The sequence below is a fragment of the Micromonospora chalcea genome, assembly GCF_002926165.1.
Classification (GTDB): domain Bacteria; phylum Actinomycetota; class Actinomycetes; order Mycobacteriales; family Micromonosporaceae; genus Micromonospora; species Micromonospora chalcea.
Map to the genome: position 1 here is coordinate 20,035 of NZ_MAGP01000113.1, position 18,148 is coordinate 38,182.

Below are 18,148 nucleotides of genomic sequence, written 5' to 3' on the forward strand. Positions count from 1 at the left end.
TCGATGGACTAGGCTGCCCCGACGTGACCGACGACGCCGCCCCGACCTGCCTGGCCCGTCCCCTGCCGGGGCCGGGCGACGACCGAGCCGCCGGCTGCGCCGCCGCCCGCGGCGTCGACGGCCGGCCGCTGCACGCCGCCGCCCTGAAGTTCTTCTGGGGGCCGATGGACTGCGGCAAGTCCACCATGGCGTTGCAGATGAACCACAACCACGCCCGCCAGGGCCGCCGCGGCCTGGTCACCACCCGCATCGACCGCTCGCTGGGCCCGCAGGTCACCACCCGCATCGGCCTGGCCCACGAGGCCGTCGAGGTCACCGACGACCTGGACCTGCGCGACCTGGTCCGCGACGCCTGGGCCGAAGGGGTACGGGTGGACTACCTGATCTGCGACGAGGCGTCGTTCTACAACCTCGAACACGTCGAGCAGATGGCCGAACTGGTCGACCGGTTCGACGTCGACGTCTACGCCTTCGGGCTGGCCACCGACTTCCGCTCCTGCCTGTTCCCGGCCGCGCAGCGGCTGTTCGAACTGGCCGACGAGGTGGCCCGCATCCAGGTCGAGGTGCTGTGCTGGTGCGGGCGGGAAGGGCTGCTCAACGCCCGGGTCGTGCAGGGCGCGGTGGTCCGCGAGGGCGCCCAGGTCGTCATCGGCGACACCGTGGACACCGCCGACGTGCGCTACCAGGTGCTGTGCCGGCGGCACTACCGCTCCGGGGACCTCGGCCCCCGCGCCTGAGCCTCAGAACGGGTCCCCGCACACCCGCCACGACCCGCCCTCCGACACGATCGGCAACTCACGTTCCTCGCTGCCGCCGCCGTCACGGTTGATCCGCACGATCACCGTCCCGGTCGGCTTGCCGGAGCGGGTCGCCACCGACACGTCGACGATCTCGTAGCCGCTGACCTGCGGCGGCGTACGCACCCAACTGCCGAAGCCGGCCTTGCTCCACCTGCCCCGGGCCTCGGCGCACAGCCGCTCGTACGCCGCGTCGGTGTCCCCGGCGGCGACGTCGCGGAAGAACCCGTCGGCGGTCTCCCGGACCGGCCCGTCGGACTGGAGCACCACCTGCGCGTTCCACACCGCCAGCCCGGCCACCCCGATCAGGCAGGTGCCCACGCCGAGACCGGCGATCAGCACGCCCGCGCGTAGCGGCCGGCGCCGCCGGGCCGTGTGGTGCCACTCCTGCTGCCTGCCCATCACCGTCGACGGTAGGCAACCGGAACGCGCCGCGCAGGCGGTTGCGCCGCGCGCCCGTGGCGGGCCGAAGATGTCAGGGGGCGGCGGCAGACTGCCGGTACGCCCGATCGGGCAGCCGTTCTGCCTCTGCCCCCGCCCGCAGGGCTGACCGGTCCGCGCGACGGCTCAGCCGCGACGGCGGGCGCGGGCCGCCCAGATCGCGTACGCCGGATCGCGGTCCAGGTTGTGCCGGTCCCGGTCGTAGCGGCGGGTGGTACGCGGATCGGCGTGCCCCATCGCGTCCTGCACGTCCTCCAGCGGCACCCCCTCGGAGCGGGCCGTGGTGGCGAACGCGTGGCGCAGCGAGTGCGGTGACAGCTTCGCCCAGGCGGCTATCCCGGCCCGCTGCGCGAGGCGGCGCACCAGCCGGAACACGGCATGCCGGTCCAGCCGGCCGCCGGTCGCGGTGACCAGCAGCGGACCGGTCAGCTCCGGCACCGTCACGCCCTGCGCCTCGGCCCGCGCGGTCAGGTAGGCGTCGAGGGCGTACGCGGTGCCCGGGGTGAGCGCGCGCCGGCGTACCTTGCCGCCCTTGCCGACGAAGCGGACGCTGCGGTGACCGCGCTCCGTGCCCAGGTCGGACACGTCCAGCGCGACCAGTTCCCCCACCCGCAGCCCCAGGTCGGCCAGGAGCGCGACGGCGGCCCGGTTGCGGGCGGCGGTCGGGCCGGTGTCGGCCTCGGCGGCGGCGATCAGCGCGTCGACCTCCTCCGGCGTCAGGCCGACGGTGGCGGAGTGGTCCCGGTCCACCCGCGGCCGGTCCGCCGCCGACACCGGGTTGGCGGTCACCGCGCCCAGCTTGGCGAGGAAGTCGTACCAGCTCGACAGCGCGGACAACCGGCGCGCGACGGTGGCCGGCGTGAGCGTCCGGCCGTCGCGCCCGCGCGGCGTGGACTCCAGCTCCCGGCCGTAGGCGTTGACGTCGAGGAAGGTGGCCCGCAGCGGGTCGAGCCCCCGCTCGGCGCACCAGCTCAGCCAGCCGGTGACGTCACGGCGGTACGCGTCACGGGTGTGCTCGGACAGCCGCCGGTTGCGCAGCCACGCCTCGGTGACGTCGGCCGGGCCGGCGGGCAGGGCGGCGGTGCGGGCGCGCGGCAGCACCTCGGGGCGAAGCATGTGAGAAAGGCTCTCAGCCCGCGGATGGTTTGGCGATCAGGCGCGCTGGTACGACAACGCGGGGTCGGCCGGCGCTCCGGCCTCCCCCGCGTCGGTGTGGACGGTCAGGCGGTGGTGAGCTGGCGGCGGCCGTTGCCCTCGGCGGGCGTGGCCACGGTGATCCGGCGCGGCTTGGCGCGCTCGGCGATCGGGATGCGCAGCGTCAGCACGCCGTTCTCGTAGCCGGCCTCCAGCCGGTCGGTGTCGAGCGTGTCGCCCAGGAACAGCTGCCGGGTGAACGTGCCCATCGGACGCTCGGCGGCGACCAGTTCGACGTTCTCGCCGCTGGGGCGGCGGCGCTCGGCGCGGACGGTCAGCACGTTGCGCTCGACGGTGCAGTCGATGCTGTCCGGGTCGACGCCGGGCAGGTCGAACGCCGCGTAGAAGTGATCACCGTCGCGGTAGGCGTCCAGGTGCATCACGGCGGGCCGGGCGGCGGTGCCGAAGAACTGCTCGGCGATCCGGTCGATCTCGCGGAACGGGTCGGTACGCATCAACATGGCTCTTGCCTCCTCGGTTCTCCTGGCCCAAGGTCTCAAGTTGAGTCTTGGTGACTCAAGTTCCTGGTTCTGTTTTAACGCGCCCGCGCCGCGTCGTCAACTCGCGCCGGCAGTGACTTCTCGAACCAGTGCTGCGCGTACGGGCCGCTGGTGAAGGCGGGGATCTCCCGGTAGCCGTGCCGGGCGTACAGGGCCCGCGCCTCGACCAGGTCGGAGCGGGTGTCCAGCCGGATCCGCGTCGCCCCGCCACCGACGGCGTACGCCTCGATCGCGGCGATCAGCGCCGCTCCACCACCGGCGCCACGGTGCTCCGGGCGCACGTACACCCGGGTCAGCTCGGCCCAGTCCGGCTGCCACCGCAGCCCGGCGCACCCGGCGAGCCGGCCGTAGCGGCGGGCCAGCACCAGCAGCCCGGTCGGCGGGACCAGATCGTCGCTCGGGTCCTCGGCCAGCGCGGCGTCCACCTCACCCGGCCGCTCCGGACGCCCGTACCAGCGGCGCACCATCTCCGCCATGTACTCGCGCAGCACCAGCGTCGCGTCCGGCTCCTCCGGGCGTACGACGTGCGTGCTCCAGCCGCTCACGGCCCGGTCCGCCAGTAGACGCCCTGCTCGCGGGTGAGCAGCATGTCGTCGATCAGGTAGCGGCGCAGCGTCACGTGGTCGGCCTCGCCGCCCTCGCACCACCGGCGCAGCGCGTCGTCCACCTCCCGCTCCGGATAACGACGTCCCGGCTCGAAGGTGCGTTCGGTGATGTGTTCCAGCAGCACGCGGCGGCGTCCGCGCTGCGCCGGCTGCTGGGTCAGCGCGCCGTCGCGCAGGAACGTGCGCAGGATCATCTCGCGCGGGTTCGCCGCCGGGGCTACCGGCGACGCCGCCCCGGCCCGGGCGAACTCGCGCAGCCGCTCGGCGTCGACCCGCAGCCCATCCCCGTCGTCGGCGAGCACACCGGTGTCGGTGAGACGGCGTACGGCCACCGCGGCGTCGCGGGCCGGCAGCCCGGTGCGGGCCACCACGGCAGACAGGTCCCGGGCGCCGAGCACGATCGCGGCGAACACGGTCCGGCGGCGCTCGTCGGCGAGCGCCCCGGCGAGGGCATGAGCGGTCATGGCGGGCAGCCTGTCAGCAACCCACCCGGTCCGGCCAGGCGTTTTCCGGCCGCCGATGTCACAGCCGCCGGTGCATGACGTGCAGCCCGACCCGGCCCAGCGTCGGGTGGGCGAACGACTCCGGCACGGTGCCGATCACCGTGAAGCCCAGCCGCCGGTACAGCTCCACCGCCGCCGTGTTGGTCTCCACCACGGCGTTGAACTGCATCGCGGCGAAGCCCTGCCGCCGGGCCCAGTCCAACGCGTCCTCGCACAGCGCACGGCCCACGCCCCGGCCGCGCGCATGCGCCGCCACCATGAAGCTCGCGGTCGCCACGTGCGAGCCCGGCCCGGGCCGGTTCGGGCCCATCTTCGCGGTGCCGCGCACCGTGCCGTCGTGGTCCACCGCGACCGAGGTACGCCCCGGCGGCCGCTCCACCCACACCTCGCGCGCCGTCTCCGGCGACCAGTCCGGGTCGTACGCGAACGTGTCGGCGGCGGTCACGACGTCGGCGAAGATCGGCCAGACCTGGTCCCAGTCGGCGTCGGCGTAGTCACGAATCCTCATCGCCGGGCACGCTAACCGTCGCCCCGGCCGTCCGGCCACCGGTTTCCGTCCACCCGGCCGAGGGTCACGGGGCATCGACGGCCCGCCGGTGCGGTCCATCATGGGCAGGTGGCCGAATCAGTCGCCGACGTCGATCGGAGCCAGGCCGCCGCGCCCGGTGGCCCGCCGCCCGCCGGTCCGCGTACCGCAGCGCCCCTGGTGGTGGGCGCGGTCCTCACCGTCGTGCTGCTGTCGCTCGCCGGCCGCTACGGCTACCACCGCGACGAGCTGTACTTCCTGCTGTGCGGCCGGCACCTTGACTGGGGCTACGTCGACCAGGGGCCGCTCGTGCCGGCGCTGGCGCGGCTGGCCGACACGATCGCGCCGGGCAACCTGGTCGTGCTGCGTACCCCGGAGGCGTTCATCGGCGGCGCGGCGGTGGTGCTGGTCGCCGCGATCGCCCGGCAGTTCGGCGCCGACCGCGTCACCCAGACGGCCGCGGCGGTGCTCGCCGCTGCCTCGGGCATCGTGCCGGCCGGCGGGCACCTGCTCAGCACCACGAGCGTCGACCTGCTGGTGTGGCTGGCCGCGGCGCTGTGCGTGGTGCGGATGCTGCGCACCGGCGACAGCCGGTGGGCGCTCGGCGCCGGGCTCGCGCTCGGCGTCGGCCTGCTCAACAAGCCGCTGCCCGCCCTGCTCGGCGTCGGCCTGGTCGCCGGTCTGCTGATCGCCGGGCCGCGCCGGCTGCTGCGCGACCGGTGGGTGCTCGCCGGCACGGGCGTCGCCGTGCTGCTCGCCGCGCCGTACGTGGCGTGGCAGGCCGCGCACGGCTTCCCGCAGCTCGACGTCGCCGCGTCGATCGCCGACGGCGACAGCTCCTACAGCGGCCGCATCGACGCGCTGGTGCTCCAGTTCCTGATCATCAGCCCGTTCGCGGTTCCGGTGTGGGTCGCCGGGCTGGTCGCGCTGCTGCGCCGGCCGTCCTGGGCGGCGTACCGGTCGCTGGCCTGGGCCTGGCTGGTCGTCGTCGCGATCGTGCTGGTGGCCGGCGGCAAGGGCTACTACGACGCGCCGCTGCTGCTGGTGCTCACCGCCGCCGGGGTGGTGCCGGCCGTCGAATGGGCGCGGCGGGGCGCGCCCCGGGTCCGGCAGGCGCTGCTGGTCACCGCCGCCGTGCTGATGGCCGCGAGCAGCGCGGTGCTGCTGCTGCCCACGCTGCCCGCCGACCGGCTGCCCGGGTTCGTGGTCGCGGCGAACTACGACGCGGGCGAGACCATCGGCTGGCCCGAGTTCGCCGACTCGGTCGCCGCCGTGCACCGCGCCCTGCCCCCGGCCGAGCGGGGCCGGGCGGTGGTGCTGACCGGCAACTACGGCGCGGCCGGCGCGCTGGCCCGGTACGGTCCGGCCCGGGGACTGCCGCGCGCGTACTCCGGGCACAACAGCATGGCCACGTTCGGCCGGCCGCCCGACGACGCGGACGTGGTGATCGTCGTCGGCTGGTCCCGCCCGGACCGGTTGCGCGCCTGGTTCACCGAGGTCACCGAGGCCGGCCGGGTCGACCAGCGGGTCGACGTCGACAACGACGAGAACGGCGAGCCGATCTTCGTCGCCCGAGGGCTGCGCCGTCAGTGGTCGCAGATCTGGGACTCCGAGGTACGGCACGGCTCCTGACATACTTGCCGCCATGCTCTGGGGAGTCAGCGGGTCGATCTTCCTCCTCGACTACCTCGGCGCGGTCGCCGTGGCCGTCGCGATCGCGGTCGCGGTACGCGAACTGACCGGCCGCCGTGCCCGGGGCGCGACGCCCGACCGGGTCGAGCTGGCGTACCTGACCGACCGGGCGCTGCTGGCCTGCCAGCTCGGGGTGGCCGCGCTGCGCCGCGCCGGTGGCGTCGAGATCGGCGAGCTGGCCACCCTGCGTGCGCAGGGGCGTCCCCCGGCCGGTTCGCCCGCGCTGGTGCGCGCCCTGCACAGCGCGCTGCGCCACCCGCAGACCTGGGCCGCGGTGCTCGCCGACCCGGAGGTGGGCCGGGCGCTGCGCCGTACGGTCGGGCGGCTGGTCCGCGACGGCTGGCTGCTCACCCGCGCGCAGCGGCGGCGGATCGCGCTGGGCACGGTGCCGCTGTTCGCGGTCGCCGCGGTCGGGCTGACCCGGCTCGTGGACAGCGCCGTCGAGGGGCGCTCCGCCGGTGGTCCCGCCTCGGTCGCCGGGCTGCTGCTCTGCTGCCTGGCCACCGCCCTCGGCGGCTGGTGGCTGACCGAGGTGCCGGAGACCGGGTCCGCCGCCCGGCGCCTGCTGCGGCGGCTGCGCCGCGAGCACGCCGACCTCGACCCCGAGCGCCGCCCGGTCTGGCAGGGCCGCGACACCGACACGCTGCTCACCGGAATGGCCCTGTTCGGCCCCCGCCCCCTGCTCGCCGTGGACCCGGCCTTCGCCGTCCAGGTGGGGATCGACCCGGACCGGGACCGCCCGCGCCCCGACCGCAAACCCGCCCGCCGCTGACCGAACCCCCCATTTCGGGTCGATCATGAGGTTGACGGTGTCCGGCGCCCGGTTTGTCCGGTACAACTTCATGATCGACCCGGCGGTGGCAGGCCCGCCGGTTTCCTTGTCTTGAGGGGCGGGAAGGCTCGGGCATGGCCGAGACATTCGTGAGCGAAGACCTGAAGACACTGCAGGCGATTGCGCGCGGGGCCGGGATACAGGAGGTCGACCGCCTGTCGCCGGACCAACTGGTCGAGGCGCTGCGCCGCGCCGGGGTGACCGACGGTACGCAGGACCAGTGGCCGCCCCAGCCGATCGAGGACCCGGCTCACCTGGCCGGGCTGCCCCGCAGTTCGCTGAAGCAGGGCGACGAGAGCACCGGCGGCCGGGCCGCCGAGGAGTCGATCGGTGCCATGCCCGGCGAGTCCGGCACCGAGATCAACGACCGTACGGAACGCTGACCGGTATCGCACAAGGGGCCGCCCCCGGTGACTCCCGGGGGCGGCCCCACGCTCGACCGTGCGGGATCAGTGCATCCCGGCGGCCGCCGCCTCCTCACGGACCCGGCGCTCGTCACCGCTGAGCGTGTTCAGGGGCTTCTCCTTGATGAACAGCACGACGACCAGGGCGAGCAGCGCGAACGGCGCGCCGATGAGGAACATCTCCGACGTGGCGGTGCCGTAGACCTCCTGCACGATCCGCAGCACCGGCTCCGGCAGGGCCGACAGATCCGGCACCTCGGCCGATCCGCCGCCGGTGGCCAGCGGCCCGAGCTTCTCCGTGGTCAGCGACGTCACCCGGTTGGCCAGGACCGCGCCGAGCGCGCTGACCCCGACCGCGCCGCCCATGCTGCGGAAGAACGTCAGCACCGAGGTCGCCGCGCCCAGCTCGGCGGCCGGCACGTCGTTCTGCGCGGCCAGCACCAGGTTCTGCAGCAGCATGCCCACACCGACGCCCAGCACCGCCATGTACACCGAGAGCATCGGCACGCTCGTGTTCGCGTCGATGGTGCTCAGCAGCAGCATGCCGACCGTCATCACCGCGGCGCCGGCGACCAGGAACATCTTCCACCGGCCGTACTTGGTGATCAGCTGACCGGCCACGGTCGAGGAGACCAGCAGGCCGAGGACCATCGGCAGGCTCATCAGGCCGGCCGCTGTGGGCGACTTGCCGAGCGAGGTCTGGAAGTACTGCGACAGGAACACCGTGCCGCCGAACATCGCCACGCCCACCAGGATGCTGGCCACCGTGGTGAGGCTGACGGTGCGGTTGCGGAAGATCCCCAGCGGGATGATCGGCTCCTCCGTGCGGGACTCGACGAACACGGCGAGCGCGAGCAGCGCCAGCCCGCCGCCGACCAGCAGCGCGGTCCAGCCGGACGCCCAGTCGAACTTGTTCCCGGCCAGCGACGACCAGATCAGCAGCGTGGACACACCCGAGGTGATCAGCAGGGCGCCGAGCCAGTCGATGCGGACCCTGCGGCGGACCACCGGAAGGTGCAGCGTCTTCTGCAGCAGCGCGATGGACAGCAGGCTGAACGGCACACCGATCAGGAAGCACCAGCGCCAGCCGAGCCAGGACGTGTCGACCAGGACGCCGCCGATCAGCGGGCCGGCGATGGTGCCGACACCGAAGACCGCCCCGAAGATGCCGGCGTACCGGCCCAGCTCACGCGGCGGGATCATGGCCGCCATGACGATCGTGGCGAGCGCCGTCATGCCGCCCGCGCCGATGCCCTGGATGACCCGGCTGAGCAGCAGCACCTCGACGTTCGGGGTGAATCCGGCGACCAGCGAGCCGACCACGAACAGGCCGAGGGACAACTGGATCAGCAGCTTCTTGCTGTAGAGGTCGGCCATCTTGCCCCACAGCGGCACCGTCGCGGTCATCGCCAGCAGCTCGCTGGTGACGATCCAGGTGTAGACGGTCTGGCTGCCGTCGAGGTCGGCGATGATCCGGGGCAGCGCGTTCGCCACCACCGTCGAGGCGAGGATCGCCACGAACATGCCGACCATCAGGCCGGACAACGCCTGGAGAACCTCCCGGCGTGACATCCGCGTACCCGTCTCGGCGGGCGGAACAGTGGCGGTGGTCATCGAACTCCTTGTCGTGTGCGCGGGCGGGCGGCCGCGGCCGGTACGGATGGGAGGGGTCAGGACGGATCGGGCAGGCCGGCCGCGACGGCGGCGAACGCCTCGGCGGTCAGCTCGCGCAGCGTCGTCGTGTCGGGTCGCTCGACCCACTGCATGAGGGCCGTGCGGAAGACCGCGCCGGCGACAGTGGTGACGAGCGTCGGGTGGCCGTGGCACGGGTCGAGGCCCAGCCGGGCGGCCACCGCCGCGACGATCACCTGCTCGGTCTCGGCGTTGCCGCTGATCAGACGCGGAAGAAGCGACGGGTTTGCCGCGATCACCCGCAGCCGCAGCAGCCACACCTCGCGGTCGGCCTCGACGGCTTCGACGACGTCGCCGAAGGCCAGCCGCAGCGCGTCGAACGCGGACAGCTCCGGCGGGGCGGCGACGATGCGGGCGGCCAGCACCTCGCGGTCGGTCGGCTGGTCGCCGAGCAGCGCCTCGTCCTTGCTGGGGAAGTAGTTGAAGAAGGTGCGGGCCGACACGTCGGCGGCCTCGCTGATCTCCTCCACCGTCACCTGGTCCAGGCCGCGCTCGGCGACCAGCCGAAGCGCGGCGGCGCTGAGGGCGGCGCGGGTCTGCCGCTTCTTGCGGTCGCGCAGGCCGGGGCGGCTCTGATCCGTGGTCACGCCACGACCCTAAAAGCGATCTTGCAGGGACTGCAAACTTTTAGTCAGTGAAGTGATGCGTGACGCAGCGGTGCCGGAAAACGGGTTGAGAGCGGTTCCGCACGTCCCGTACGGTTCCCCGCACTCCTGTCGCAGCGAAGAAGGACGATTCCGCGTGACCCCTCCTGCTCTCTAGAACCTGACACGTTCCCCACGCCTGTAGCCGTCGCCTGCGCGACGGCTCCCCGGGCTGCCCTCGCGCGCCCGGCCACAGCGTCCGAGGCCGCGCGTAATCGGCCTCGCGTCAGGTCTTCAGAGATCAGGTCTCCATGTCATCCCAACCTCATATCGTGCTGCCCTGGGTCGTACGCCGGACCCGCCTTCCGCTGCTGTCGCTGCGCTGCGTCATCTGCCGGGCGGAGACGGCCACCGCCGCCCGGGGCCGGTTCCGCGTCAACGCCAACGGCAAGCTGCTGGACGTCTGGCTGCTGGTGCACTGCGTGTCCTGCGGCCGGACCAGCAAGCTCACCGTCCGTGAGCGGGCAGCGGTCAGCTCGTTCGATCCCACCGACCTGCACGGCCACCAACTCAACGATCCCGACCTGGTGGCGGCCACACTGCTGGACCCGGCGTTCGCCCGGCGCTGCCACTTCACCCTCGACTGGACCGGAGCGTGGCGCCTGGACGCGCCGGTCGTACCGCTCGACGGGTGGCCGGTGCAGGTGAACGTCACGTTCGACGACCCGGTGCCGGTGCGCCCGGACCGGCTCATCGCCCACCGGTTCGGCCTCACCCGGTCCGAGGTGCTGCGCCGGGTCAAGTGCGACATCCCGCTGAACCGTCCGACGAGCACCGCATTCACCTTCACGGTGCTGGCGGAGGACTGACCGGGGCGTGGTCGCGGCGGCATTCCCGCCGCGACCACGCCTCACCCGCCGCTCGCGGCGCCGCCCCGTACCGCGGCGAGTTCGGCCTCGATCAGGGCGGCGGCCCGGTCGGCGCCCCCGGCGGCGCGGGCCTGCCGCTTCAGCTCGGCGCTGCGGGCCAGCACGACGGGGTCCGATGTGAGGGCCAGCAGCGCCGCACGCAGCTCCGCGGCGGTGACGTCGCCCGAGTCGACGACCCGGGCGACGCCGAGCGCGGCCAGCTGCTCGGCGTTCGCGAACTGGTCGGCCGCCTGCGGTACGGCGATCATCGGCGTCCCGCAGTAGAGACCTTCGCTGCTGCCGCCCATGCCGGCGTGGGTGACGAAGGCATCCGCCTGCTCCAGTACGGCCAGCTGCGGCACCCACCGGTGGACCTCGACGCTGTCCGGGACGGGACCGAGTTCGGCCGGGTCGACGTGCTCGCCGATCTGCAGGACGGTGTGCCAGCCGGGCAGGTCGCCGAACGCGGCGACGCAGCGGCGGTAGAACTCGGGCTGCCGGGTGAAGGCGGAGCCGAGCGAGACGAGCAGCACCTTCCCGGCGTGCTCCGGTCGTACCCAGGAACCCTGCTCGGCGCGGTCGCCCAGCACTGGGCCGACGAAGCTGTAGACCGACCGGTCGACGCGGTCGGCGTTCGGCTGGAGCGCCTCCGGCGGCAGGACGAGGCTGCGGGGCGGCCGCCCCTGGAACGCCATGCTGTCGGTGACCGACGAACCCTCCGCGGTCAGCCATGCCGTGAACCGCCGGTAGTAGTCGGCGCCGCGCGGATCGGCCCGCATCGCCTCCACGACGGGTGCCATCTCCTGTTCGTAGCCGTCCCAGGCCACGAACGTCGAGGACAGCTGGACGGCCGGGATCCCCCACTGCTCGCCGAGCAGCCGGGCCGGCGCGCCGGCGATGTCGTAGAGGAACAGGTCCGGCCGGTCGTCGGCGTAGGCGGCCCGCAGCTGCGGCAGCATGGCGATCGCGTCGTCGAGGAAGAGCGTGAGCTGTGCGATGGGGTCGTCGATGCCGGCGCCGCCGTCAGCGGGCAGCGTCGAGGCGTACGGCTTCAGCTCCGCGCCGGTTGACCGGATGACCTCGGCGAAGGCGGGGTCGTTGGCGTACGTGACCCGGTGGCCGCGCCGCACCAGGGTACGGATGATCTCCAGGCTCGGGTTGACGTGCCCGTGGAACGGGATGCTGACCATGGCGATGTGCGGCAAGTGATCTCCTGATCTCTGCTGAGACGAGACGGTCCGTCTCGCTTGCCCAGCAGAGCACGGCACGACCACCTCCGTCAAGACGATACGTCTCGTCTCGCGGTAGGCTGCCGCTGTGACTCCACAGCCCACCCGCCGCAACGAGCAGTCCCGCCGCGCGATCCTCGCCGCCGCCCTGGAGCTGCTGACCGAGACCGGCTATTCGGCCCTGACCGTCGAGGCGATCGCCGCCCGCGCCGGGGTCGGCAAGCAGACCATCTACCGCTGGTGGCGCGGCAAGGGCGCGGTCATCCTGGACGCGCTCGCCGACGACATGCCGGAGGTGATCGCGCTGCCCGACACCGGTGACCTGCGGGCTGATCTGCGTGCGGTTCTCCGGGCCACAGTCGCCGAGTTCGCCGATCCCCGGCTGTCCGCCACCACCCGTGCCATCACCATCGAGACGCTCACCGATGAGGAACTGGCCGCCCAGGCGCGCGACCGGCTGCTCCGTCCTCAGTTGAACGCGGTCCGCGCCCGGCTGGAGGCCGCCCGCGAGGCCGGCCAGGTACGCCCCGACGCTGCCCTGGACCTGGTGGTGGAGCTGCTGTTCGGTCCGCTGTACCACCGCTGGCTGCTGCGCAACGGCCCGCTGACCGACGACTACGCCGACGGCATCGTCGACCTGGTCGTCACCGCGGTCACCCCGTCGACGAACGCTGGCCGCTAGCCAGTCGTCTGCGGTCTATCCTGCGGCCAGTTCCTGCGACAGCCGATCGAGCCCAGCCCTTATCAGCTTTCCGTAGCCGTCGTCGCCGAGCGCGCCGATCCCCTCCCGGGCCCGCCGGAGGTGGTCCCGGGCCTGGTCGAGTTCACCGAGCTTGCGGTGGCACTCCGCCAGGTTCAGATGCAGCGACGGGTACAGCCCGGCGACAGACATCGGCACCCCGGCCTGCGCGACCCGCTCGTCGGTGAGCAGGTCGGCCGCCGCGAGCGCCCGCCGGTCCCAGGCCAGTTCCTGGCGTACGTCGTCCTGCACGTCGGCCATCGCGTGGGCGAGGACGCAGACGTGCAGGGGGTCGCCCTGTTCCCTGTTGATCTCGTCCCAGATCCGGGCGAACAGGTCGCGGGCCTCCTCCCGTCGGCCGTGCTGGTGGTGCATCTGTACGCCGTCGTTGATCCGGGTCAGCGTCGCGTCGAACACCATCCCCTGCTCCCTGGGATCGGCTGCGGTGGCGTGATCGTACGCCGACAGCGGCCCTCTGAACCCGCCCGCACATAACTGTCATTATGGTGTAGTGCCGATTTGTCCTCTTTGACCGTAGGGATAAGTGGATTGACGTTACCGGTAATCCGTTAATAGGTGTGCCGACGTGGCACCGGCGAGCCGGGCACCGTCGGCTCCCGGCCTGCTCGACAATCCACGGGTGACGTCGACTTGCCCTGTGCGCCAGATGACCGGCTCACCTCCCGCACTGCACTACTACGTGCTGTACGACGCCGCCGGCGCGCCGGAAGGACTGTTGGCCGAGGAGTTCCTGCTCGCGGCGGACTACTCCTCCGCGGGGCTGGTGAGCGGTGGCTGGATCCGGTCCGAGGGGCGTTGGCACGAGGCGTCGGCCACCAGCCGGCGGCTACGTGCGGCCGCCGGGTTACGCGAGCGGGTGACGCCCGTCGACCGCGACGCGGCGGCGGCGCTCTATCGAGATCTCTGCGGCGCGGACCTGCCGGACGAGGACACCCTGCGGGCGTGCTTCGGCGCCCCTCCGGCTCAGCCGCCCTCCCCTTTGCGGCTGGGCGACTCCGGACCCCGGCCGGGGTTCCGTGAGACGCGCGTCTACCGGATCCTGTTCGCCGGCGAACTGAGCCCGGACGATCTCACGGCACTCAGCGAGGCGTGGCAGATGCCGATCACCGGCGACCCGGCGGATCCCGGGACGCGCATCCTGGGAGCGGTGCGCCGTCAGGTCCGAGGCGACGCCTTCCGCTGGGATCTGCGCCGCGTCGCCGCGGGCGCTGCCTGGGGACTGGACGTGACCTGCGACCTTCTCGGCGACCGCGATGAAGCCGTAGGGGTGCTGCTGCACGGTCTGACGACCCGGATGCGCGAGCAGGGGATGGTTCCCGTCACCGTCGACCGGTTCCGCTGACGCCCTACCTCGCGAACGGCCTGGTCACCTCGAAGGGCTCGGGGAACCGTACGGGGATCCGGGCCTCCGCACTCCTGCGGTCGAGGAACGCCTTCGTCACGGCGAACCTGTCGAAGACGGGCGGCAGCGGGCGGAGCCTGCGGTCCAGCGACACGAAGAAGTTGTCCCAGTGGATCGGCACGATGAGGCCGGGCCGCGTCGCTTCCACCACGTGCCGCCAGTAGTCGTCCTGGAACCGCCGAGGCTGAACACCCAGGGCGCCTGTGGCGAGGTAGAGGACGTCGACGTCGAGCCCGTCGAACTTGCCGGGTACGAAGTTGGCGCTCGGATGGATCAGCAGCGAGCCGCCGGGATGGGTGACGAAGAAGGAGAAGCATCCGCCGTCGCGGTAGCTGCCTGCCCGGACTGGCGGGACGAGCGGTTCGTCGATCGTGCCCGGGAACCTGTTGCCGGGGCTGTGGACGGCGGCGAGCACACGCACGGTGAACGCGCCGACCGTGTGCTCGCCGCCGTCCGCGATGCGCGTCATCGACTCCTCGGCGAGGCCCGCGCCACGCCCCACGTTCAGGGTCGACTCGGAACCGAAGAGCCTGCCCCCGAGATGCTTGACTATCTCGGGGGCGTCCATGACGTGGTCGTAGTGGGAGTGGGCGACGAAGAGCGCGTCGAGACGGGTCACCCCGGCCCGGGCGAGAGCGCCGGTGATCCGCCCGAGGTCGGGTGCGACGCGACCGAACGCGACACGGAGCAGCGAGGGCCTGCTCAGGAAGCCGTCGATCAGGATGCCGGACGCCCCGTCGGACAGCCAGACGGTCGTGGTGCCGAAGAACACGGCTTCGACAGACGTCCCGCCGCCCGAGCCCATGCGCAGATGGTAGTGCGCTGGGGCGGTGTCAAAGTCAGTAGTGCTGGGCGCACCTCACTCGCTGGTCGACAGCGCCTCCAGCCACGGGTCGTCTCGCCCGGTGGAAAGGTGCTGGACGTACCCAGGACCGAGGATGAGGTGGTCGATGAACCCGGCAACGTCGTCGGCCAGCTTGGCGAAACTGGCAAGGTCGCTGTCGGTGTACCAGACGATGTTCAGGTCGGAGAACCACCACACCTCGCCGGTTGCACGCTCAACGAAGACGGGATTCTGCAGGACGTCCGCGACCACGCACCAGCGCGTAGCACCGCCCGGCAGGTCGTCGGCCATCCACGGTGTATGGCGCACTGATGCTGCCGACCACAGCCGCATGTCGCCGGTGCTTCCACAGTCGGCCCCGTCGGCGAGGCGGAGGAACTCGGCGTAACCGGGGGCGATGTCGTCGAGTGGCTCGTCCAGAGGGACCGGCGGTGGCAGCTCCAGCGGCCCGTACGGCGGTGCAAGCCGTGCCAGAGCCGCAGCGATTCGACGGACGGAGTCGATCAAGCGCATCCCTCACTTACTGGTCACCGGTACGGTAGGCGTCGGCAGCGGCTGTCACGTCGGGGCCGCCGCCCGTCGGACTTCTGCGCCACTGCATGACAGCTCAGACGGCGATGGTGCCTGAGCTGGAGTGACCGCTCGGCGTGTCGGAGATCGAAATGTGGCGAGGCCTCCGATGGATGGTTCAACCTCGGCGCCGACAACGAATGGCTGTGACCGACTTCGACACACCCTAATGGCCGTCCGGAACGGCGCCGCGGGTGCTGCGCAGGCTCCACAGGATCGACACCGCGATCGTCACCACGATCACGCCGAGGGTGACCGGGATGGGCAGCTTGCCGACCGGCGTCTCCGGCAGGATCAACTTCACGCCGGCGAAGGCGAGCAGGACGGCCAGGCCGTAGTGCAGGTGCACGAAGCGGCGCAGCAGCCCGGCGAGGCAGAAGTAGAGGCTGCGCAGGCCGAGGATGGCGAAGGCGTTGGCGGTCCAGACGATGAACGTGCTGGTGGTGATGGCCAGGATCGCGGCGACGCTGTCGATCGCGAAGATCAGATCGGTGGTCTCCACCGCGATCAGGACGACGAACAGCAGCGTCGCGACCCGCTTGCCGTCGATCCGGGTGAAGAACCTGTCACCGTGGAAGGCCGGGGCGGTCGGAACGATCCGCCGGACCAGCCGGACGACCGGGTTGCGCTCCGGCGGGGTCTGCTCGCCGTGGCGGAACGCCATCTTGTAGCCGGTCCAGACGAGGAACGCGCCGAACACGTACGCGGTCCAGAAGAACGTCTCCAGCATCTCGGCGCCGACGAAGATGAAGACCAGCCGGAACACCAGGGCGCCGATGACACCCCAGAACAGCACCTTGTGCTGGAACGCGGCGGGCACGGCGAAGTAGCTGAAGATCAGCGCGAAGACGAAGACGTTGTCGATCGACAGCGCCTTCTCGATCAGGTAGCCGGCGTAGTAGGTGCCCGCCACGTCACCGCCCTGCCAGAGCCACAGGACGACGCCGAAGAGCAGACCGGCGGCGATCCAGATACCGGACCAGACCGCTGCCTCACGGAAGCCGATGACGTGGTTGTCGCGGTGCAGGAACAGGTCGACGGCGAGCATCGCCGCGATCGCCAGCATGAGTACGGCCCAGATCCACAGGGACACTGACATACCGAAGGAAGACCTCTCGCCCCGGGCCGGCGGGTGCCGGCACTGCTGGACGAAGGTCTCCCCGGGCCACGCCGGTGGTGGCTGCACCGCCGGGATCCGGATGGGCCGGGCCCGTACTGACGGCGATGCGCGGATCGTCGGGTACTCCCCCTCGAACTACGACCAATTATTCAGGAAGTGCGCTTCGCACGTCAAGGAGTCCGGCCCGTCGATAGGGTGACCCGATGGACGAAGACGCACGACGCCGGCACTCCTCGTCGTTCGGCGCAGCGGCCACCGCGTACGCCGAACACCGTCCCGACTACGCCCGGGCCGCCCTGCGGTGGGCGCTCGAACCCGCACCCGGTGCGCGGGTGCTCGACCTCGGCGCGGGCACCGGCAAGCTCACCGCCACGCTGGCCGAGGTGAGCGACGACGTGACGGCCGTCGAGCCGGACCCGGCGATGCTCGCCGAACTCCGCCGCACCCTGCCTGGCGTACGGGCGCTGCCCGGCAGCGCCGAGGCGATCCCGCTGCCGGACGCCTCCGTCGACGCCGTGGTCGCCGGCAACGCCATGCACTGGTTCGACATGGCAGTGGCCGGGCCGGAGATCGCCCGCGTCCTCTTCCCCGGCGGTGTCCTGGCCGGACTGTGGAACGTCGTGGACGACCGGGTCGACTGGGTGGCCGGGCTCGCGGCGGTCAGCGGCAGCGCCGCCATCGGCCCCCGGGACACGCCCGCGAGCTGGCGTATCGCCACGACCGGCATGCACCTGCCGAAGACCGGCGAGGCCCGGTTCGGCTCGCCCGAGCAGGCGGAGTTCCCGCACGGGCAGCGCCGGACCGCCGACTCGCTCGTGGCGACGCTCGCCACCCGGGCGGGGATGCTGGTGATGCCGGAACGGGAACGCACGGAGACGCTCGACCGTATCCGCGCGTACCTGGCGAGCCGGCCGGAGACCGCCGACGGCGAGTTCACGCTGCCGATGCTCACCTGTGTGCTGCGCGTGCGGCGATTGTGAACGGCGCGGACCTCCGCGCCACCGCCGCGGCGACGACCGCCGTACTGCGGCCCGCCGCCGGCCGGGACTGGACGGTACGCGCGGGAGACCTGGACTGGTCCTGCTGGACAACGGCCGCGCACATCGCGCACGACCTGATCGCGTACGCCGGTCAGGTGTCCGGCCGGCCCGAGGGCGGCTACCTCCCGTACGACCTGCGGGTACACGCGGACGCCGCGCCCGCCGAGGTGCTCACCGTCGTGGCGGCCGCGGCCGGGATCCTGGCCGCCACTGTCGACGCCGCGAGCCCGGACGACCGGGCGTGGCACTTCGGGCCGTGCGACCCGGGTGGTTTCGCCGCGATGGGCGTGGCCGAGATCCTCCTGCACACAGGCGACCTGACCCGGGGACTCGGCCTGGACTGGTCGCCACCCGCCGAGCTGTGTGCCCCTGTGATACGCCGGTTGTTCCCCGATGCGCCGGACGGCGAGCCGGCGCCGGTGCTGCTGTGGCTGACCGGCCGCGCGCCGCTCGGCGACCGGCCACGACGTACCTCGTGGACCTGGCAGGCGGCGCGCCCCTGAAC

The 18,148-nt window shown here is 72.4% G+C and carries 22 protein-coding genes; 9 read left to right on the forward strand and 13 right to left on the reverse strand.

What is annotated here, in order from left to right; translation table 11 throughout:
• The first annotated feature begins 50 nt into the window (after positions 1 to 50).
• The gene (locus BAW75_RS15810) at positions 51 to 737 is read left to right on the forward strand and encodes a thymidine kinase (protein ID WP_369799353.1); all 687 of its coding nucleotides are present in this window, start codon (positions 51 to 53) and stop codon (positions 735 to 737) included.
• Between the two features lie 3 nt (positions 738 to 740).
• On the opposite strand, the gene BAW75_RS15815 is transcribed toward BAW75_RS15810, so the two are convergent.
• From BAW75_RS15815 to BAW75_RS15840, 6 genes are all read right to left on the reverse strand, one after another.
• Entirely contained in the window at positions 741 to 1,199 is a 459-nt protein-coding gene (locus BAW75_RS15815) for an Rv0361 family membrane protein (RefSeq protein ID WP_064445967.1), read from the reverse strand.
• A 165-nt stretch (positions 1,200 to 1,364) separates the two neighbouring features.
• Positions 1,365 to 2,354, reverse strand: a complete 990-nt coding sequence (locus tag BAW75_RS15820) for a tyrosine-type recombinase/integrase (protein WP_104114041.1) — start codon at positions 2,352 to 2,354, stop codon at positions 1,365 to 1,367.
• Between the two features lie 104 nt (positions 2,355 to 2,458).
• A complete protein-coding gene (locus tag BAW75_RS15825) occupies positions 2,459 to 2,893 on the reverse strand; it encodes an Hsp20/alpha crystallin family protein (RefSeq protein ID WP_030504676.1) in 435 nt (144 codons plus the stop codon).
• 74 nt (positions 2,894 to 2,967) lie between these two features.
• Complete coding sequence (locus BAW75_RS15830) at positions 2,968 to 3,477, reverse strand: GNAT family N-acetyltransferase (protein ID WP_208635259.1); 510 nt, start codon at positions 3,475 to 3,477, stop codon at positions 2,968 to 2,970.
• Positions 3,474 to 4,001 (reverse strand): DUF2087 domain-containing protein, encoded by a 528-nt coding sequence (locus BAW75_RS15835; protein ID WP_104114042.1) that lies wholly within the window; start codon positions 3,999 to 4,001, stop codon positions 3,474 to 3,476. The genes BAW75_RS15830 and BAW75_RS15835 overlap by 4 nt, the downstream gene beginning before the upstream one ends.
• A 58-nt stretch (positions 4,002 to 4,059) precedes the next feature.
• Entirely contained in the window at positions 4,060 to 4,548 is a 489-nt protein-coding gene (locus BAW75_RS15840; protein ID WP_104114043.1) for a GNAT family N-acetyltransferase, read from the reverse strand.
• Positions 4,549 to 4,656: 108 nt separating this feature from the next.
• Between BAW75_RS15840 and BAW75_RS15845 the strand changes: the two genes are divergently transcribed.
• The 3 genes from BAW75_RS15845 to BAW75_RS15855 all read left to right on the forward strand — a co-directional run bounded on the left by BAW75_RS15845 (position 4,657) and on the right by BAW75_RS15855 (position 7,473).
• Positions 4,657 to 6,198 carry an ArnT family glycosyltransferase gene (locus tag BAW75_RS15845; protein WP_104114044.1) on the forward strand — a complete coding sequence of 514 codons (1,542 nt, stop codon included), beginning with the start codon at positions 4,657 to 4,659 and terminating at the stop codon, positions 6,196 to 6,198.
• 13 nt (positions 6,199 to 6,211) lie between these two features.
• A complete protein-coding gene (locus BAW75_RS15850; RefSeq protein WP_104114045.1) occupies positions 6,212 to 7,030 on the forward strand; it encodes a TIGR04222 domain-containing membrane protein in 819 nt (272 codons plus the stop codon).
• 134 nt (positions 7,031 to 7,164) lie between these two features.
• Entirely contained in the window at positions 7,165 to 7,473 is a 309-nt protein-coding gene (locus tag BAW75_RS15855; protein WP_013286318.1) for a hypothetical protein, read from the forward strand.
• 66 nt (positions 7,474 to 7,539) lie between these two features.
• Here BAW75_RS15855 and BAW75_RS15860 read toward each other — a convergent pair whose 3' ends face one another.
• Together BAW75_RS15860 and BAW75_RS15865 are read right to left on the reverse strand one after the other, a co-directional pair.
• Positions 7,540 to 9,108 carry an MDR family MFS transporter gene (locus BAW75_RS15860; protein WP_104114046.1) on the reverse strand — a complete coding sequence of 523 codons (1,569 nt, stop codon included), beginning with the start codon at positions 9,106 to 9,108 and terminating at the stop codon, positions 7,540 to 7,542.
• A 56-nt stretch (positions 9,109 to 9,164) separates the two neighbouring features.
• Positions 9,165 to 9,773 (reverse strand): acyl-CoA-like ligand-binding transcription factor, encoded by a 609-nt coding sequence (locus BAW75_RS15865; protein ID WP_104114047.1) that lies wholly within the window; start codon positions 9,771 to 9,773, stop codon positions 9,165 to 9,167.
• A gap of 329 nt (positions 9,774 to 10,102) precedes the next feature.
• Here BAW75_RS15865 and BAW75_RS15870 point away from each other — a divergent pair, with 329 nt between their 5' ends.
• Entirely contained in the window at positions 10,103 to 10,639 is a 537-nt protein-coding gene (locus BAW75_RS15870) for a DUF1062 domain-containing protein (RefSeq protein ID WP_231915439.1), read from the forward strand.
• 41 nt (positions 10,640 to 10,680) lie between these two features.
• Here the strand turns inward: BAW75_RS15870 and BAW75_RS15875 are convergent, their stop codons facing one another.
• Positions 10,681 to 11,868, reverse strand: coding sequence for a macrolide family glycosyltransferase (locus tag BAW75_RS15875; protein ID WP_420915012.1), 1,188 nt, complete (start codon positions 11,866 to 11,868; stop codon positions 10,681 to 10,683).
• Positions 11,869 to 11,995: 127 nt separating this feature from the next.
• Between BAW75_RS15875 and BAW75_RS15880 the strand changes: the two genes are divergently transcribed.
• The gene (locus tag BAW75_RS15880) at positions 11,996 to 12,589 is read left to right on the forward strand and encodes a TetR/AcrR family transcriptional regulator (RefSeq protein WP_104114049.1); all 594 of its coding nucleotides are present in this window, start codon (positions 11,996 to 11,998) and stop codon (positions 12,587 to 12,589) included.
• Positions 12,590 to 12,604: 15 nt separating this feature from the next.
• On the opposite strand, the gene BAW75_RS15885 is transcribed toward BAW75_RS15880, so the two are convergent.
• Positions 12,605 to 13,066 (reverse strand): tetratricopeptide repeat protein, encoded by a 462-nt coding sequence (locus tag BAW75_RS15885; RefSeq protein WP_104114050.1) that lies wholly within the window; start codon positions 13,064 to 13,066, stop codon positions 12,605 to 12,607.
• Between the two features lie 247 nt (positions 13,067 to 13,313).
• Between BAW75_RS15885 and BAW75_RS15890 the strand changes: the two genes are divergently transcribed.
• Positions 13,314 to 14,009: a hypothetical protein gene (locus BAW75_RS15890; protein WP_104114073.1), complete on the forward strand. Its 696-nt coding sequence runs from the start codon at positions 13,314 to 13,316 to the stop codon at positions 14,007 to 14,009.
• Between the two features lie 4 nt (positions 14,010 to 14,013).
• Here the strand turns inward: BAW75_RS15890 and BAW75_RS15895 are convergent, their stop codons facing one another.
• The 3 genes from BAW75_RS15895 to BAW75_RS15905 form a co-directional block, all read right to left on the reverse strand.
• The gene (locus BAW75_RS15895; RefSeq protein WP_104114051.1) at positions 14,014 to 14,874 is read right to left on the reverse strand and encodes an MBL fold metallo-hydrolase; all 861 of its coding nucleotides are present in this window, start codon (positions 14,872 to 14,874) and stop codon (positions 14,014 to 14,016) included.
• Between the two features lie 54 nt (positions 14,875 to 14,928).
• Complete coding sequence (locus BAW75_RS15900; RefSeq protein ID WP_146074848.1) at positions 14,929 to 15,420, reverse strand: hypothetical protein; 492 nt, start codon at positions 15,418 to 15,420, stop codon at positions 14,929 to 14,931.
• A 229-nt stretch (positions 15,421 to 15,649) separates the two neighbouring features.
• Complete coding sequence (locus tag BAW75_RS15905) at positions 15,650 to 16,582, reverse strand: TerC family protein (RefSeq protein ID WP_104114053.1); 933 nt, start codon at positions 16,580 to 16,582, stop codon at positions 15,650 to 15,652.
• A 224-nt stretch (positions 16,583 to 16,806) separates the two neighbouring features.
• Between BAW75_RS15905 and BAW75_RS15910 the strand changes: the two genes are divergently transcribed.
• Both BAW75_RS15910 and BAW75_RS15915 read left to right on the forward strand, forming a co-directional pair.
• Positions 16,807 to 17,583 carry a class I SAM-dependent methyltransferase gene (locus BAW75_RS15910; protein WP_104114054.1) on the forward strand — a complete coding sequence of 259 codons (777 nt, stop codon included), beginning with the start codon at positions 16,807 to 16,809 and terminating at the stop codon, positions 17,581 to 17,583.
• Entirely contained in the window at positions 17,580 to 18,146 is a 567-nt protein-coding gene (locus tag BAW75_RS15915) for a DinB family protein (protein WP_104114055.1), read from the forward strand. The genes BAW75_RS15910 and BAW75_RS15915 overlap by 4 nt, the downstream gene beginning before the upstream one ends.
• Positions 18,147 to 18,148 lie beyond the last annotated feature (2 nt).

Excerpts from the sequence above, each read along its gene's own strand:
- BAW75_RS15815 (WP_064445967.1), bottom strand. The coding sequence starts at position 1,199 with ATGGGCAGGCAGCAGGAGTGGCACCACACGGCCCGGCGGCGCCGGCCG.
- BAW75_RS15820 (WP_104114041.1), bottom strand. The coding sequence starts at position 2,354 with ATGCTTCGCCCCGAGGTGCTGCCGCGCGCCCGCACCGCCGCCCTGCCC.
- BAW75_RS15825 (WP_030504676.1), bottom strand. The coding sequence starts at position 2,893 with ATGTTGATGCGTACCGACCCGTTCCGCGAGATCGACCGGATCGCCGAG.
- BAW75_RS15835 (WP_104114042.1), bottom strand. The coding sequence starts at position 4,001 with ATGACCGCTCATGCCCTCGCCGGGGCGCTCGCCGACGAGCGCCGCCGG.
- BAW75_RS15840 (WP_104114043.1), bottom strand. The coding sequence starts at position 4,548 with ATGAGGATTCGTGACTACGCCGACGCCGACTGGGACCAGGTCTGGCCG.
- BAW75_RS15850 (WP_104114045.1), top strand. The coding sequence starts at position 6,212 with ATGCTCTGGGGAGTCAGCGGGTCGATCTTCCTCCTCGACTACCTCGGC.
- BAW75_RS15855 (WP_013286318.1), top strand. The coding sequence starts at position 7,165 with ATGGCCGAGACATTCGTGAGCGAAGACCTGAAGACACTGCAGGCGATT.
- BAW75_RS15860 (WP_104114046.1), bottom strand. The coding sequence starts at position 9,108 with ATGACCACCGCCACTGTTCCGCCCGCCGAGACGGGTACGCGGATGTCA.
- BAW75_RS15875 (WP_420915012.1), bottom strand. The coding sequence starts at position 11,868 with ATGGTCAGCATCCCGTTCCACGGGCACGTCAACCCGAGCCTGGAGATC.
- BAW75_RS15885 (WP_104114050.1), bottom strand. The coding sequence starts at position 13,066 with ATGGTGTTCGACGCGACGCTGACCCGGATCAACGACGGCGTACAGATG.
- BAW75_RS15890 (WP_104114073.1), top strand. The coding sequence starts at position 13,314 with ATGACCGGCTCACCTCCCGCACTGCACTACTACGTGCTGTACGACGCC.
- BAW75_RS15895 (WP_104114051.1), bottom strand. The coding sequence starts at position 14,874 with ATGGGCTCGGGCGGCGGGACGTCTGTCGAAGCCGTGTTCTTCGGCACC.
- BAW75_RS15905 (WP_104114053.1), bottom strand. The coding sequence starts at position 16,582 with ATGTCAGTGTCCCTGTGGATCTGGGCCGTACTCATGCTGGCGATCGCG.
- BAW75_RS15910 (WP_104114054.1), top strand. The coding sequence starts at position 16,807 with ATGGACGAAGACGCACGACGCCGGCACTCCTCGTCGTTCGGCGCAGCG.